At 45.1% G+C, this 16,133-nt stretch carries 11 protein-coding genes; 7 read left to right on the top strand and 4 right to left on the bottom strand.

Features of this window, described 5'->3' with window-relative positions:
* Positions 1-13 precede the first annotated feature (13 nt).
* From alaS to BQ7489_RS01655, 5 genes are all read left to right on the top strand, one after another.
* Entirely contained in the window at positions 14-2,632 is a 2,619-nt protein-coding gene (gene alaS / locus BQ7489_RS01675; protein WP_072529782.1) for an alanine--tRNA ligase, read from the top strand.
* A gap of 324 nt (positions 2,633-2,956) precedes the next feature.
* A complete protein-coding gene (locus BQ7489_RS01670) occupies positions 2,957-3,589 on the top strand; it encodes a hypothetical protein (protein WP_239496910.1) in 633 nt (210 codons plus the stop codon).
* 34 nt (positions 3,590-3,623) lie between these two features.
* Complete coding sequence (locus BQ7489_RS01665; protein WP_072529781.1) at positions 3,624-4,181, top strand: RNA polymerase sigma-70 factor; 558 nt, start codon at positions 3,624-3,626, stop codon at positions 4,179-4,181.
* Positions 4,182-4,187: 6 nt separating this feature from the next.
* Positions 4,188-5,153 (top strand): FecR family protein, encoded by a 966-nt coding sequence (locus tag BQ7489_RS01660; RefSeq protein WP_072529780.1) that lies wholly within the window; start codon positions 4,188-4,190, stop codon positions 5,151-5,153.
* Positions 5,143-7,575 (top strand): TonB-dependent receptor, encoded by a 2,433-nt coding sequence (locus BQ7489_RS01655; RefSeq protein WP_072529779.1) that lies wholly within the window; start codon positions 5,143-5,145, stop codon positions 7,573-7,575. The genes BQ7489_RS01660 and BQ7489_RS01655 overlap by 11 nt, the downstream gene beginning before the upstream one ends.
* A 14-nt stretch (positions 7,576-7,589) precedes the next feature.
* Here BQ7489_RS01655 and BQ7489_RS01650 read toward each other — a convergent pair whose 3' ends face one another.
* A complete protein-coding gene (locus BQ7489_RS01650) occupies positions 7,590-9,812 on the bottom strand; it encodes a glycoside hydrolase family 3 C-terminal domain-containing protein (RefSeq protein WP_072529778.1) in 2,223 nt (740 codons plus the stop codon).
* Between the two features lie 29 nt (positions 9,813-9,841).
* A complete protein-coding gene (locus BQ7489_RS01645; protein ID WP_072529777.1) occupies positions 9,842-12,724 on the bottom strand; it encodes a glycoside hydrolase family 31 protein in 2,883 nt (960 codons plus the stop codon).
* A 632-nt stretch (positions 12,725-13,356) separates the two neighbouring features.
* Between BQ7489_RS01645 and BQ7489_RS01640 the strand changes: the two genes are divergently transcribed.
* Entirely contained in the window at positions 13,357-14,100 is a 744-nt protein-coding gene (locus BQ7489_RS01640) for a hypothetical protein (protein WP_162617764.1), read from the top strand.
* 375 nt (positions 14,101-14,475) lie between these two features.
* On the opposite strand, the gene trxA is transcribed toward BQ7489_RS01640, so the two are convergent.
* Both trxA and BQ7489_RS01630 read right to left on the bottom strand, forming a co-directional pair.
* On the bottom strand, positions 14,476-14,838 hold the full coding sequence (trxA, locus tag BQ7489_RS01635) for a thioredoxin (RefSeq protein ID WP_072529775.1): 363 nt from the start codon (positions 14,836-14,838) through the stop codon (positions 14,476-14,478).
* Positions 14,839-14,849: 11 nt separating this feature from the next.
* Positions 14,850-15,197, bottom strand: a complete 348-nt coding sequence (locus BQ7489_RS01630) for a hypothetical protein (RefSeq protein WP_162617763.1) — start codon at positions 15,195-15,197, stop codon at positions 14,850-14,852.
* On the opposite strand from BQ7489_RS01630, the gene BQ7489_RS01625 reads away from it, so the two are divergent.
* Positions 15,198-16,127, top strand: coding sequence for a LysR substrate-binding domain-containing protein (locus tag BQ7489_RS01625; protein ID WP_072529774.1), 930 nt, complete (start codon positions 15,198-15,200; stop codon positions 16,125-16,127). It begins immediately after the preceding gene.
* Positions 16,128-16,133: the final 6 nt, after the last annotated feature.

Here is a 16,133-nt window from a genome sequence, read left to right as displayed (position 1 = left end):
GACAAAATAACATATGTTGACAGCAAATGAAATCCGCGACTCATTCGTTAAGTTCTTTGAGTCAAAAGGACATCAGATTGTGCCTTCAGCACCGATGGTCATCAAAGACGACCCGACCCTGATGTTCACCAACGCCGGTATGAACCAGTTCAAGGACATCATACTGGGAAACCATCCTGCTAAATACAAACGTGTAACCGACTCGCAGAAATGTCTGCGTGTGAGCGGAAAGCATAACGACCTGGAAGAAGTAGGTCACGATACGTACCATCACACGATGTTCGAAATGCTGGGAAACTGGTCATTCGGCGACTACTTCAAGAAAGAAGTGATAGGCTGGGCCTACGAATACCTGGTAAAAGTACTGAAACTCGATCCGAAAGACCTGTATGTCACCGTATTCGAAGGCAGTCCGGAAGAAGGACTCGCCCGTGACGACGAAGCCGCCGGCTATTGGGCTCAGTATTTCCCGGAAGACCACATCATCAACGGCAACAAGCACGACAATTTCTGGGAAATGGGTGATACAGGCCCCTGTGGTCCATGTTCTGAAATCCACATCGATTCCCGCTCGGCAGAAGAAAAAGCCGCTGTTCCGGGACGTGAACTGGTAAACAAAGACCATCCGCAGGTCATTGAAATCTGGAACCTGGTATTCATGCAATACAACCGTAAGGCAGACGGAACCCTCGAACCGCTTCCCGCAAAAGTTATCGATACCGGTATGGGATTTGAACGTCTGGTACGCACGCTGCAGGGAAAGACATCCAACTATGATACCGACATTTTCCAACCTATCATCAAAGTAATCGGCGACCTGTCGGGCAAGAAATACGGAGAAGATCCGAAAGTGGATGTAGCCATGCGTGTGGTAGCCGACCATATCCGTACCATCGCCTTCTCCATTACAGACGGACAGCTCCCGTCGAATGCAAAGGCCGGCTATGTAATCCGCCGTATCCTGCGCCGTGCCGTGCGCTATGCCTACACATTCCTCGGACAGAAACAGGCTTTCATGTACAAACTGATTCCTGTACTGGTAGAAAACATGGGAACAGCTTATCCGGAACTGAAAGCCCAGCAACCTTTGATTGAAAAAGTGATCAAGGAAGAGGAAGAAGCATTCCTGCGTACACTGGAAACCGGTATACGTCTGCTGGACAAAGTGATAGCCGATACCAAAGCAGCAGGCAAAACCGAAATCAGCGGTGTAGACGCATTTACACTGTACGATACCTTCGGATTCCCGTTCGACCTGACTGAACTGATCTTGCGTGAAAACGGACTTACAGCCGATGTTGCAGGTTTTGAAGCCGAAATGCAAAAGCAGAAACAGCGTGCACGTAACGCTGCCGCCGTTGAAACCGGCGACTGGATCACACTGAAAGAAGGTGAAACCAAATTCGTGGGTTACGATTATACTGAATACGAAACAAGCATACTGCGCTACCGCGAAGTAAAACAAAAGAACCAGACCTTCTACCAAATTGTATTGAGCGAAACTCCGTTCTATGCAGAAAGCGGTGGCCAGGTAGGTGATACCGGCGTACTGGTAAGCGAATTTGAAACTATCGACATCATCGATACGAAGAAGGAGAATAACCTGCCTATCCACATCGCCAAGAAACTTCCTGAACACCTTGACGCACCTATGATGGCCTGCGTGGATACCGACAAACGTGCCGCCTGTGCAGCCAACCACTCCTGTACACACTTGCTCGACGAAGCTTTGCGTCAGGTACTGGGTACACATGTAGAACAGAAAGGATCACTGGTTACACCGGATTCATTGCGTTTTGACTTCTCACACTTCCAGAAAGTAACTCCGGAACAGTTGCGCGAAGTGGAACATCTGGTAAATGCCAAGATCCGTGAAAACATACCTCTGACAGAATACCGTAACCTGCCTATCGAAAAGGCGAAGGAACTGGGAGCAATCGCTCTGTTCGGTGAAAAATACGGTGACGAGGTACGTGTAGTCCAGTTCGGTTCTTCCATCGAATTCTGTGGCGGTACCCACGTATCGGCAACAGGTAAAATAGGTATGGTCAAGATTCTGTCAGAAAGCTCGGTTGCAGCCGGAGTACGACGTATCGAAGCCATTACAGGTGCGAAAGTAGAGGAAATGCTCGATTCAATCCAGGATACAATGAACGAACTGAAGAGCCTGTTCAACAATGCTCCGGACCTGAAGGCAGCCATTACCAAATACATCGAAGAAAATGCGGGCCTGAAGAAGAAGGTGGAAGAATTCATGAAGGAAAAGGAAGCTTCCATCAAGGAAAAGCTGATTGAAAACGCCAAGGAAATCCACGGAGTGAAAGTCATCAAAGCGGTATTGCCGATGCCGGCAGATGCTGTAAAGAACATCGCTTTCCAGCTAAAGGGACAGTTCCCGGAAAATCTGTTCGTAGTGATCGGTTCCGTATTCGACAACAAGCCTTTACTGACCGTCATGATGAGTGAAGACCAGGTCAAGGCAGGTCTGAATGCCGGCCAGCTGGTTCGTGAAGCAGCCAAACTGATCCAGGGTGGCGGCGGCGGACAGCCTCACTTCGCAACCGCAGGCGGTAAAAATCCCGACGGACTGATTTCAGCCGTAGACAAAGTGATTGAACTGGCAGGATTCTGATCCAAAGCAGAAAGAATGCTTACATAAACCACAGAGGGAAATGCCCGAAAAGGCATTTCCCTCTTTTTATTTTCAAACAGCTGTTTATAAGCAAAATACATCCACGAAGAGACTCTATTTCATATAAAACGAACTGCACTTTCTGCATTTTTTCTGAAAACGGATAGGGGTTTTCCCGTTCCCCATCGTTATAAGGTTGAAAGTATCTTAGCTGAGGTCGTTTAACCGGAGGTCAAAGACCGGGCTTCCCGTTATCCAATACAGAAAAAACATCCTGGCAAAATGCCGGACCATCCGGTCTATAACATTAAAAAACTAAAGGATATGAAAAGTATGAAATTTAAAAGTATCGCATTATCTTTGTGTATGATTCTAGGTGTAAACATGGTTTATGGACAATCAGATAAAGACTACACCTCAACTTCGAACCATGAAATACGCCTGTCGGTCAGTGACGGACTAACTATGGGAAATGCAAATATCTTAGGAATGGGAATATCCGATGCACTGACAGGGACCAAACGAAGCGACGAATCCTACAGCCTGGTATACGGAGTGGGTTACCGTTATGCCCTGAACCGCTTCCGTATCGGAGCAGACTTCGGATTCTCGCAGAGTAACAGCAAACTGACCTTATCGGGAGAAAAATCGGCTTCACTGAAAGAAAAGGAACTGAACTTTCTGGTATTGCCTACAGCCGAATTCACCTATTACCGCAGGGGTCTACTCGAATTATATGGAACAGCCGGAGCCGGAGTGAAAATGACCCGTCATACAGAAACCGGACTGACAGAAGCCGGAAAGGCATCGGCCCGTAAAGCCGACCTGTCCACATCGTTCGCCTATCAGGTCAACCCGATAGCACTCCGTGTAGGCAATGACCGTATAGGCGGATTTCTGGAAGCCGGACTAGGCTACAAAGGATTTGTAACCGCCGGTGTAAGCCTACGCTTCTGATGTTTGAACCCTAATATTACGCATAAATCTGAAGATGACAGTCAATAGAAAAGAAAGGTTTAAAGAACGTTTTCAGGCGCATTATTCCCGATTGTGCCGCATAGCTTACGGCTATGTGGCCGATCAGGATGATTCGGAAGACATCGTCCAGGAGCTGTTCATCAGTGTATGGGACAAAGGCAAAGATGCCATGCCCGACAACGAGTTCCTTCAATATATGGTTACGGCAGTAAGGAACAACAGCATTTCCTTCCTCCGCCGCAAACAATATGCGACAACCGTCCCCATCGAAGACCATGCTCTGGAAACGAGTCTGATGCCTGATGAAAGCCATGAAGACTCCCATAACCTTCAGAATATGGCAGACGAAGCATTGTCACAGCTTCCACCCCGGTGCAAGGAAATCTTCCTGATGTCGAAATTACGTAATATGAAATACAGCGAAATAGCCAAGGAGCTGAATCTGTCGGAAAAGACCATAGAGAATCAGATGACCAAAGCAATCAGGCTGCTACGCACCTATGTGGCCGGAAAAGGATTCTTCTGGCTTGCTATCGTTTCAACAATTATATCAATCGTTTTAAATTTATGATGAAAAGTGAAGAACAGAAATGACATAGACGAACTGCTGGCGAAACATTTTGCCAATGAACCGTTGGACAAGGAACAGCAACAGGAGCTTGAAGAATGGAAAATTGCCCATCAAGAGGAATTCGACCATTTGAGCCAACTGATGCATCTTGTCTCGAAACAGGCGGAGCAGGTTCATTTTGACTCCTCACAAGCCTGGAACAAGATTGAAAACCGGCTGTCCGGACACGATACAGCCCGACTTTCCAGTCGCAGGATATGGCAGATCGGTTCCATAGCGGCATCATTGCTACTGATAATCGGCCTGAGTATATACTGGTTTTCCCCTTCCTCCAGCCAACCTGTCCCGGAATACGCAAACGCCGGGAACACAGAAAAACTCATCGTACTGCCCGACAGTTCGGAAGTGACCCTCTCTCCCGCTTCACGCCTGGCCTATCATACCGGACCGGACGGATGCCGCAGAGTGGAGCTGGAAGGAAAAGCCTTTTTCTCCGTAAGGAAAAACGGAACACGTTTCCTAGTAAACACCCCCAGCCTGGACGTGGAAGTACTGGGGACCTCCTTTCTGGTACAGGCTGTCCAAGGAAAAGACATGACAGGAGTCTATGTAGCTACAGGTAAAGTAAAAGTATCGGCATCCGACAGTGATTTCACCCTGCATGCCTGTGAAAAACTGGAAATCTCGGACGGGGAAATCCGGACCGGAAAGATTGAAAACCCGCAAAATGTATTCGAATCCTATCATCACGAACTGCAATTCGAAGAAACTCCGCTGGCAGAAGTGATACGACAGATCTGTCAACAGACCGGTGTACGCATCGATCTGGATGATAACCTGAAGAACAACAAGATAACAACCCGGATTGATTTACTTGACATAGAAAGTATCCTCACCGAAATTTCATTGCTCTGCCATTGCAGGTGTGATACTTTGATTACAGGAAAACATTACAGACTTCATGAAGAATAAACACCTACTGTTATTTTTCATCACGCTTCTTTTCCCATTGTTTGCCCAAAGCCAGCATACGGAAAACAGGAACACACTAGCAGAAGAAAAGATTTACGTCGAAGCAGCTTCTGCCAGTGTGTTACAATGGTTTAACAGGATAGCTGAAGAAAAAGGAATTATCCTATCATACAACGCTTCGGAAATAGACCTGCACAAACGATGCCGGATCAGCAAATCAGGAGAAATGAGCATTGAAACTCTGCTGAAAGAGATCCTGAAGGAATACAAGGTACAACTTACCGTAATACTGCCACGCAAACTGGTAATCCAGACAAGCAGACCAGTCAGTTATGCCATATCCGGAACCATCACGGAAAAAGACAGTGGAGAACGGCTGTACGGTTCACTCATCCTGGCAGAAGGGGATAACGGACGGTTCTATATCTCATCGGACGATAACGGGCTGTTCCGCCTGTCGCTTCCGGAAGGGAATTATACGCTCACCGTCTCCTATATAGGATATAACACATTACGGAAACAAATACATGTAGGACAGAATCTATCCCTGAACCTGCAGCTCCATCCCTTGCTTTTTGAAATCGAAGAAATTACCGTAAAGAAACAGAAACCGATAGAGGAGTTAAGTGAACTGACACCTTCCAACCAACTGTCGTTCAACTGCAACGACCTGTTTTCACAGATATGGATCCTGCCGGGAGTAGCCGGCACCCCGACGGGAGCCGACTTCCAGGTTGACGGAGGAGGATATGACGAAAACCAGATCCTGCTGGACGGGGTTCCCCTGTACCATTCGGGCCATATCAACTCCCTCTTCCCCCTATTCAACGGTGATGCCGTAAAAGGTATCTACTTCTACAAAGGATTCTTCCCCGCCAGGTTTGAAGGCCGGCTTTCATCCGTAACAGACATACGTCTGAAGGAAGGAAACAAACAGGAACATGTACGTACCGCTACCATCGACATGCCTGCCGCCTCCATTGTCATGGAAGGCCCTATCATAAAGAACAAACTATCCTATATTGTGGGAGCCAGGCGAAGCTGGCTCGACTTTTTCGATAACCTGTTCTCGGTCGAAGACCGCCTGAACCATGCAACCTACGATTACAACGCCAAAATTTCATACTCCCTATCCTCCACAAGTTCCATTGAAGCAATGGCATATGGGGCGTGGGACGACTATCACTGGCCGATGGACCAGAACCGGGACGACATATCTATCCTACGTTGGGAAAACCAGATCTACCAGCTTCGGTACAATACGCTTATAGGTCAGGTAAGCAATACCTCGTCTGTATCCTATTCATCGCATACCAACCGGGCATATGCCGAATTGCTGGGATTGGAACAGAAAGGTTATATCCGTCGCGGCATCCGTTCGGCGAATGCCGTAACCGAATTCGGATACAACCCCAACAACATCTATAACATCCATTGGGGACTTAAGTACTCTTACGAAAAGTACGACCTGTCGGCATGGGAAGACAACACCCATATACAGCATGAGCCGATCAACCAGTTTTCCGTATTCTTCGACAACCAGATCAGGCTGAGCCACAACCTGTATACTCAGGTAGGAGCCCATTTCGTTTCATACAACCCCAAGAACCACCAGTCATACAACAGTATACAGCCGAGGTTCTCAATACGTTACTCGCCGTCAGACAACGATCTGCTATACTTCAAATTTTCCAAGATGGAACAGTTCTACCACTACCTGAAACTGGGCAGTCTCGCCTTGCCGACCGATTTCCGGATGCCGAGCATTGAAGGATACAAACCACGTTCTTCCGAACACTATGAGATAAGATGGAAACATTTTCTGGGAAACGGAGTGGCAGACTTATCCGTCTATTACAAGACCCGACGCAACCTGTTGGCACTGCGTCCTGAAACCATGATGGAAAATGCTGACGGCCTGTGGAAAAATTACATCATGGCAGGAAACGGGGACAGCTATGGCGCCCAATTCTATTTTTACTACAACTGGAAACGTTTCATACTACAATGTTCATATACCTATTCAAGAAGCAGGGAATGGTTCAAGGATGTGGAAGAACGGGGAAAACTGCCGTCATTATATGATATTCCCCACCAGATGAACTTAGCCTTGTCATATAAAGTAAATTCACGCTCGTCCGTTTCCATCGGAGGTTCCCTACGTTCGGGTAAAGTAACAGATACCGATACAGGATTCGATCCTGTATCGGTAAAAGAATTCCGTGCTTCCCGTGAAGCCATGAACTACAGGATAGACGCAGGCTATACGTACCGGAAAGATTTCGGGAAATATTTATTGCTGCTCCGGGCCGGACTGTACAATATCGTAGGAAATCCGACCGATGAGGATGTACTCAATTTCTATTCCATCCATTTCAACAACAACTGTCTGCCATACGGAAGCGTCAGCTTCAAGTTCTAGACCGGAGCAAATGTTTATCTGTATTCAAATTCCACGGCATTATGCACATCGGACGAAGAAGACGACACATAAGCCTTGAATTTACCTGGCTCTACCACCCATTCATGTCTGCTGTCGTCAAAGAACTTCAGATCTTCCGGAGTGACGGTAAAGGTTACGTCTTTCTCCTCACCTGGCTGAAGTAATATTTTCCGGAAACCTTTCAACTCCTTCTGCGGACGGAGCAAAGAAGATTTTTCATCTCCTATATACAATTGGACGGTTTCCTTTCCAGCCACCGTCCCGGTATTCTTGACCTTCACTGATACCGACAAGGTTTCTCCAGCCTTCATCTGTCTGGATGACAGAACAGGTTTGCTGTACTTGTACGTAGTATAGCTCAATCCATAGCCAAAGGGGAAAAGTGGCTTGATCTTCCTGGTATCATACCAACGGTAACCTACCAGAATATCATCCTTGTATTCTACCTTGATGCTGTCGCCGGGATAACTCATTTCACCATAGAAATGTGCCGGACAATCTTCCAGTCTGACCGGATAGGAGAAAGGCAGTTTTCCGCTAGGGCTTACTTTTCCGGTCAACACATCAGCCAATGCATCACCGCCTATCGAGCCCAGGTACCATGACTGTACGATAGAAGGTACAGCCTTTACCCACGGCATTTCAACGGCATTACCACTTACAATGACTACGACCAGATTCTTATTCACCTTCAACAACTCTTCAATCAGTTCATCCTGTCCGAACGGCAGTCCGTAGGCAAGACGGTCGCCCCCTTCGCAATCCTGGAAATGATTCTTGTTCAAGCCTCCGACAAAGACAACCAGATCGGCCTGTGCCGCTTTCTCTACCGCGTCATTCCGTAAAGAATCCGTTACAATCTGAGGAATTTTTTCCTCCTGCCCGTACATCGGACGGCCGGCAGCATAGCCTTGTGCATACACAATGCGGTCGCCGAAATACTTCTTCAATCCATCCAGCGGAGAAATAAACTTCTTTACCTTCAGCTCGGACGAACCACCTCCCTGCATCAGGTTGCGTGTTGCATTATCTCCCACAACCAGTACCTTTTTATAGCCATCAGGAGAAAGAGGCAACAAAGGCATTTCCTTTTTCCGAGCCTCGTTTTTCAGGAGAACAATTCCTTCGGTAGCTATCCGGTAGGCAACCAGTTCATGTGCCTCATTGGTCATCGAGCCGAAAGGTTTCCGACGGTTCATCGAAGTACGGAAAATCAGGCGCAATACCCTGGCAGCCTTATCGTTCACCACCTCCATCGGGATTTTTCCTTCTTTCACCATTTTCAGGTAATTCTTTCCCAAATAATAATCATCATAACCAAACTCCGATTCTGAAGTCAGACCGTTTGTATACGAACCCATTTCAATATCCAGTCCATACATGGCAGCCTCATATGTATCATGCGCAGCTCCCCAGTCGGTTATCACACACCCGTCGAAGCCCCATTCTCCTTTTAGAATTTCATTGTTCAGCAGTTTGTGATGAGTGGCGTGTGTGCCCCGCACTTTATTATAGGCTCCCATGATACTCCATGCACCGCCACGTTGTACCGCCGCCTTGAATGCCGGCAGATAAATCTCGTACAAGGCCCGATCACTTACCTGTACGTCAATATGCCCTCTCCAGAGTTCCTGATTGTTCAAGGCATAATGTTTCACACAAGCGGCAACTCCATTTTCCTGTACTCCCTGAATATAAGGCACACACATCTCGGAAGCCAGATAAGGATCTTCTCCCAAATATTCAAAGTTACGGCCATTAAGAGGTGTACGATAAATGTTCACTCCAGGTCCCAACAGCACATCCTTCTTACGGTAGCGGGCTTCTTCGCCGATAGCCTTTCCGTATTCGGCTGCCAAAGACGGATTCCAGCTGGCTGCCAGACAAGTCAACGCGGGAAAAGCCGTACAACTATCATTGGTCCAGCCGGAATATCCCCAGTCGTTCCAATTGATTTCGGCACGGACTCCATGAGGCCCGTCGCTCATCCACAGTTCCGGAATCCCCAGACGAGGGCAACCCGGTGAACTGAATTTACCTTGAGCATAACTCAGCCTGGTCTTTTCTTCCAACGTCATACGCTTCAAAGCATCCTGGACTCTCAGTTCCAGCGGCTGCTTGTCGTCCAGATAAACCGGAATCTCTGCTGTACTCTGTGCCTTTATAGAGGCCAATGCAGCAGTAAACAGTCCAATAAACAAAAAAGTCTTTTTCATATATCCATAAATTTGTAATGTCCCAAAAATCAGAACTTGATGGTCTGTGAAGTCCCATCATATTTTATGATGGTACCTTTAGCATCCATATCAAAAGGTTTCGGGCTGTCAGCACTCACCTGAATGATTTCAAACGTACGTTCTTTCAACATACCGTCGAATTCTCCTTTCCGATCTCCGATAACCAACTGCTTCTTTGCCTCATTGTAAGCCATCGGAATCATGGTATACTTACCCTGCTCGTAGTTATAGTTTACCCCTTCATCTTCATACAAGGTAAATGCCGCATCGGCACCCTGATAAACATACAGCTTGATATAATCGGCCTTCTTTTCATCCGTATACTGAATCTCCGGTCCGAAGGGTACGATTGAACCGGCACGCACAAACAACGGAATACGTTCGTAAGGAGCATCTACCACTTTCTTTTCGCCACCGGTCTGGAACTTACCTGTATAGAAATCGTACCATCCTGCCGATTTCGGGAAATAAACTTCACGATTTCTATCGCCGTAATGATAAACCGGAGAAACCATAAACGACGGACCGAACATAAACTGGTCGCCTATGTTGTTTACGTTTGTATCAGCTGTAAAGTCCATAACCAGCGGACGCATAATCGTGTAATCATTAAACCACGTCATACCTGCCAAAGAATAAATATACGGCATCAGACGATAACGGAGTTTGGAATAATAAACCACCGAATTGTAAGCCGGATGACCTTCGGGAGCAATTTCCCATATCTCACGGAACGGATACTGTCCGTGCGCACGATACAACGGACAGAATGCCCCGAACTGATACCAGCGCGCATTCAATTCACGCCATTCCTTATAATCGGCATTCTCCGTTTTCGTTGCATTCCACTGCTGCTGTCCGGCTACATAACGATTCTCCACACAGAACCCACCAATATCCATGGTCCAGTAAGGAATACCACTTACCGCATAATTCAGTCCAGCCGTAATCTGAGCCTTCATGTCTTCCCAACGGGTAGCAATATCACCACTCCATGTAGCAGTAGAATACCGTTGCAATCCGGCAAATCCGGAACGAGTCAACAAGAACACACGCTTATTGTTATCCACTCCGCGCTGACCATCATAAATAGCTTCCGCATTCATCAGGGCATACGCATTGAAGTATTCGGTCGAAGGTCCTAAAGCCGTAGGTCCACACAAGTCCTTGCGATACTGCATGTCAGTACAATCACGAATATTTGGTTCGCTGGCATCCATCCACCAGGCATCAATACCTAACGGATAATAATGATCATACATCTGCTTCCAGAACAGCTTGCGTGCATCGGCATCGTAAGCGTCGTAAAAACCATAATGATAACCCGGACCTACCCAGTCCTTCAGACTATCCTTGACAGACTGCTGATAAATCCATCCGTTCTTATCAAACTCTTTGTAATGCTCGGTTGTAACATAGAACTTCGGCCAAACGGAAATCATCATCCTACCATGCATGGCATGAATGGAGTCGACCATTGCTTTCGGATCAGGGAAGCGTTTCTTATCGAATTCATGGCTTCCCCATGCATCTTCCGGCCAATGGTTCCAGTCAAGAACAATATTATCAATAGGAATCTTCCGGTCACGGAACCCTTTCAGGGCACCCAACATTTCATCCGAAGTATTATACTTCTCACGGCTTTGCCAGAATCCCATAGCCCACTTAGGCATGATAGGTGCTTTTCCGGTCAACGTACGATAACCGCTGATTACATCATCCATATCATCGCCGGCAATAAAATAATAATCAAGTTGTTTGGTCATTTCGCTCCACCACGACTGCTTACCCTGTTCTTTCGGATCTACCGGACTCAATACACGCAGGCCTGAATAAGAAACAGCTCCATCGGGTTCCCATTCTACTTTGATAGGCACTTTCTTCCCGGCTTCCAGATTAACCGCAAACTTATAGCTGTTCGGATTCCACGCCGTACGCCAACGTTCCGGAACAACCAACTCATCATTGATATATACCTTTGTATACCCCGCATAATACAAGATAAACTTAAACTCACCTGTCAGCGAAGGTTCAATCATTCCCTCATAAGTCACTTTCGCTCCCATGAACGGGAAGTTTTCCGGCAGATTTACCACCTTCGACAAATCCTCTCGTTTCAAATGTTCAAAATAAAGTGAATCTTCCCGGCGCACCAATGTTTCTGCTCCTGACTTTTCACTGGGTACATACGTACCGGTCAGCGCACCTTCCTTGCCATCCTTATCGTAAAGCTTAAAGACTTTTCCAAGCTGAGAGTAATCATTCGGATTACCGAAACGGCAGAGCGAATAACTGTCAAGCAGAACACCATAATTTTTGTTGGATACGATAAAAGGAACAGAAACCTTTGTATTATACTGGAAAAGCTCTTCGTTCTTTCCCTTATAATTGAACTCTTCCGACTGATGCTGTCCCAATCCATAAAAAGCCTCATCATCTGGAGACTCGAATACCTGACGGATAGAATATCCTTTTGTACCCTCTACTTCGATAGGAGTAAATGTTTTTCCTCCACCTTTATTTTCCTGAAGAATCATCTTCCCATTCTCATCTGTAAACCACACTTCGCCGATAGAACTCAAGACAGAAGCCTTGACTTCCTTTGTAGAAACAGTGATGGTATCTCCCTGTTGCGATACCGTAAACGGAGTTTGTTTTTCCAGAGGAACAATAACCAGACTTTTCGGATCGGCAAACTTATTGTCGGGAGTGGCCGACACATGAATCAACTTATCCCCCATAACCTGAAAGCGGACCAGACGAGCATTCTGCTCTCCTTTTTGCTGTACCTTCACAATTACGCCATTATCTGTCTGTTCATAAACCTTTCCGGAGCAGGAACCCAAAATAAGTCCTGCCAGCAAACAGTAAGAAATGTTTTTCATAATCATAACCTATGTTTAAAGTTAAACATCAATACACGGCTTGGCGAGTATGCTCACTCATAAAACAATAAGACAAACAAAGTTATATCCTTCCCATATATTAATATAACATTTTCTGAAGCAAAGAAAATGAAGTTTAATTAAACAAACAAGAATCTTTTCTCTTTCTTCAACAAAACCAATTTATCCACTTATATATTTCAGCTTATGCAAGACAACAAAAGAGCCGATAGAAAACATCGAAAAAAATCAGATACGCCGACCTTTCCCGCTCCAAAGCCTTATATCTTTATTTTATAGACATTATTCATGTTTTTTTGCCCTTCACGCCCTTCACAAAAAGCAATAACGGTGTATTCTAACATCCCTTGATTCCAATTGTTATATTCTTCCTAAAAAGGAAGGTGCATTTTTCTAAATTTTCTATTATTCGGTACCTTCCCCAAAACCTCATTCTAAATAAAATAATCAAACAAACTTATTTTACAAGCAATTACTTATTATTAAAAATTTAACAGGTAAATCATCTGATTATCCAATATATAGCTATATTTGTGCTTAGATAGTAAAAAAACATTCCTATAAAATCAAAGAAACCAACGTTATATTTAATCATCTCTTAACCTTTTTTCCCATCTATGAAAAAACAAAAGCTTGCAGTGATTATTCTGCTTATCATCGGCATACTGCCGTTGGCTGCACAAAACGAGACCTCCTCCTCGTCGCAAAAGGGAATTCAAAAAATAACATCTATACGGCATCCATTCCTCATATCGTTTTCCATCGGCCCCAATTTCAATACCGGCGGAAGAGAACATCCGGAATATTTCGGCTCACGTGCAGATGTTGCTACCCAATTCGACTGGCGGATGTCCGTAGGATTCGCACGCCACTGGAATGCTTATCTGGATATCGGACTGAGTTTTTTCAAAATCCAGACCGACGATTTGGCGACCAACATCGCTCAAGCCTTAGGTGATAAATTATTTCCCGGATTGAGCAGAATAAAACCTTCCGCAAGTATAGGCATCGGTTATACGGCAGAAATGGGCAAATGGCAGTTGATGCCAAGAGTCGGTATAGGACGCATGAGTGCCGGAGGCTCTGAAAAGACTCAAACCATCGAAGAAACAACATACAAACTTGAAATAAGCCGTTCGTCTACATTCCTCAACCCCGGAATAGCGGCAGGTTACCGTACCTCCAATCTGTGCAGTTTTATCTTAGACATCAGTTATCGCTGTCCGCTACAACCTTGTAAAGCAACCTATACCGTCGCAGAACCCGATCTGCCTTCTGTGACAGAAACCGTAAACTCCCGCTCATGGGCAAATGATCTCAGCGTTTCTGTGGGTATTCAGTTGCATATGGGATTGGATTAAAAAAAATAAACGTAAAAAATACCCTAGCCGGAATAAAATCCAACTGGGGAAAACAAGAATATAGAACCGGAAAAAATAATTAAGAGAAGCAACTACTTAATTGCCCTTGATATATTCTTCGATGTCATGAATAGCCTCCTTTGCTTTACGCCGGACACGAGTGCAATGTAAAATACCTCCGACAGCTCCCAATACGAAACCTAAATTTCATCCATAACATATCATTTCGCCTCCAACTTTCGGATAACTTTCAAACAAAAACCAAGTAATCCAGCACGAAGCAAACAGAATGCCCAAATAAAAATTCAGTTAATCCACGCACACCAATGCCCTACTGATATCCAGCAAATTGCCTATCTTATTGTAATCCAATCATTACTCATTCAACAATACATTTCTTACAGCCTCATCCAAAGCCTTTTTCGGTAAAGCCCCCTGGGCCATTTGCGGTGCTCCAACCATCGGGACAAACAGCAGGGAAGGTACACTTCTGATACCGAAAACTGCTGCAAGTTCCTCTTCCTCCTCAACATTCACTTTATAAACATCTATCTTACCTTCGTATTCTCCTGCTATTTCATCGAGTACCGGAGCAAGCATCTTACAAGGGCCGCACCATGTTGCATAAAAATCAATGATTGCCGGACGAGTTCCCAAGAACTTCCATTCAGTCGGATTATTTTCATAATCTGCCACATTTTTAACGAACTCAGCTTTTGTCAAATTTCTTGCTTTCATAAAATTCCTATTTAAACGTTATTACTTTTTTCAACTTTATATGGCTTTATATAATCTTTATATAATACTTTCTTTCCAGAAGATGTACTGCAACCTCCTGCCGCACAACACGACCAATTCAAGACTGCCATCAACAGCAAGAGGATACCTAAAAAGACGATATAATAATCAGTTATATACAATCCGTAAACCGCAAAACCTGTTCCGGCCAACAATCTCAGCCATCTTGCCACATCCCATTTTCCTAAAATCCTGTTCATATTATTTTCTTCTATTAATTTATATTGCAAAATTATTCTACCGGCTGATAAAAGACAACAGCTTTTTTCTATCTTTGTATAGATAAAACCTATCGACATATGACACTACAACAAATGGAATATATTGTAGCCTTAGACAAATACCGGCATTTTGTATTGGCGGCAGAAGCTTGTGGTGTAACACAACCTACTCTCAGCGCTATGATCCAGAAATTAGAGGAAGAACTGGATATAAAGATATTCAACCGGGAGAGAAAAAACATCACGCCGACAGGAATCGGTGAAAAAATCATCCGACAGGCACAAATAGCCCTTAATGAAACACAACGAATCAAAGAAATCGTAGCGGATGAGACGGACAGTATGAGCGGCAACCTCCGTATCGGAATCCTACCAACCATCGCCCCCTATATCATTCCGGATTTTATCTTTCATTTCAGTAATACGTATCCGAACGTAAACTTGTCTATAGATGAAAAAGAAAAGAAAGCCTTGTTACAAGATTTAAAATATGGAAATCTCGACATGGCTATAACAACACTACCCGAAGATATGACCCACCTACTTGAAATTCCCTTATATGTAGAGAAATTTGTTGCCTACTTCTCGGATACATGCAGCAAGGCAAGAGACATTATTGCCAGCGGCAAACTGCCAGCCGAACATATGTGGATTCTGAAAGAAGGACATTGCATCCCTAACGGAGAACAAAACTTTTGTAAGAATACAAATAAAGGGAAGCGCATATACGAAGCCGGAAGTATAGAAACATTAGTCAGGATCGTTGATCACAACGGAGGATATACCATTATTCCTGAGCTACACATCAATTTTCTGTCGGAACAACAGAAGCAAAACATTGCATACCTGAATATAATCCCTCCTGCCCAACGCAATGTGTCCATAATAATAAAGGAGGACTTCGTAAGGGAACGGATGCTAAACGCCGTAATAGATACTTTGAAAACAATCATTCCGGCACACATGATGAATGAAGGGATCGGGAAACGGACCATAAGATTAAGATAACCAAAT

Source organism: Bacteroides ilei (assembly GCF_900128495.1).
In the GTDB taxonomy this organism is placed as follows: domain Bacteria; phylum Bacteroidota; class Bacteroidia; order Bacteroidales; family Bacteroidaceae; genus Phocaeicola; species Phocaeicola ilei.
This window is presented reverse-complemented; position numbering and strand designations above follow the sequence as displayed.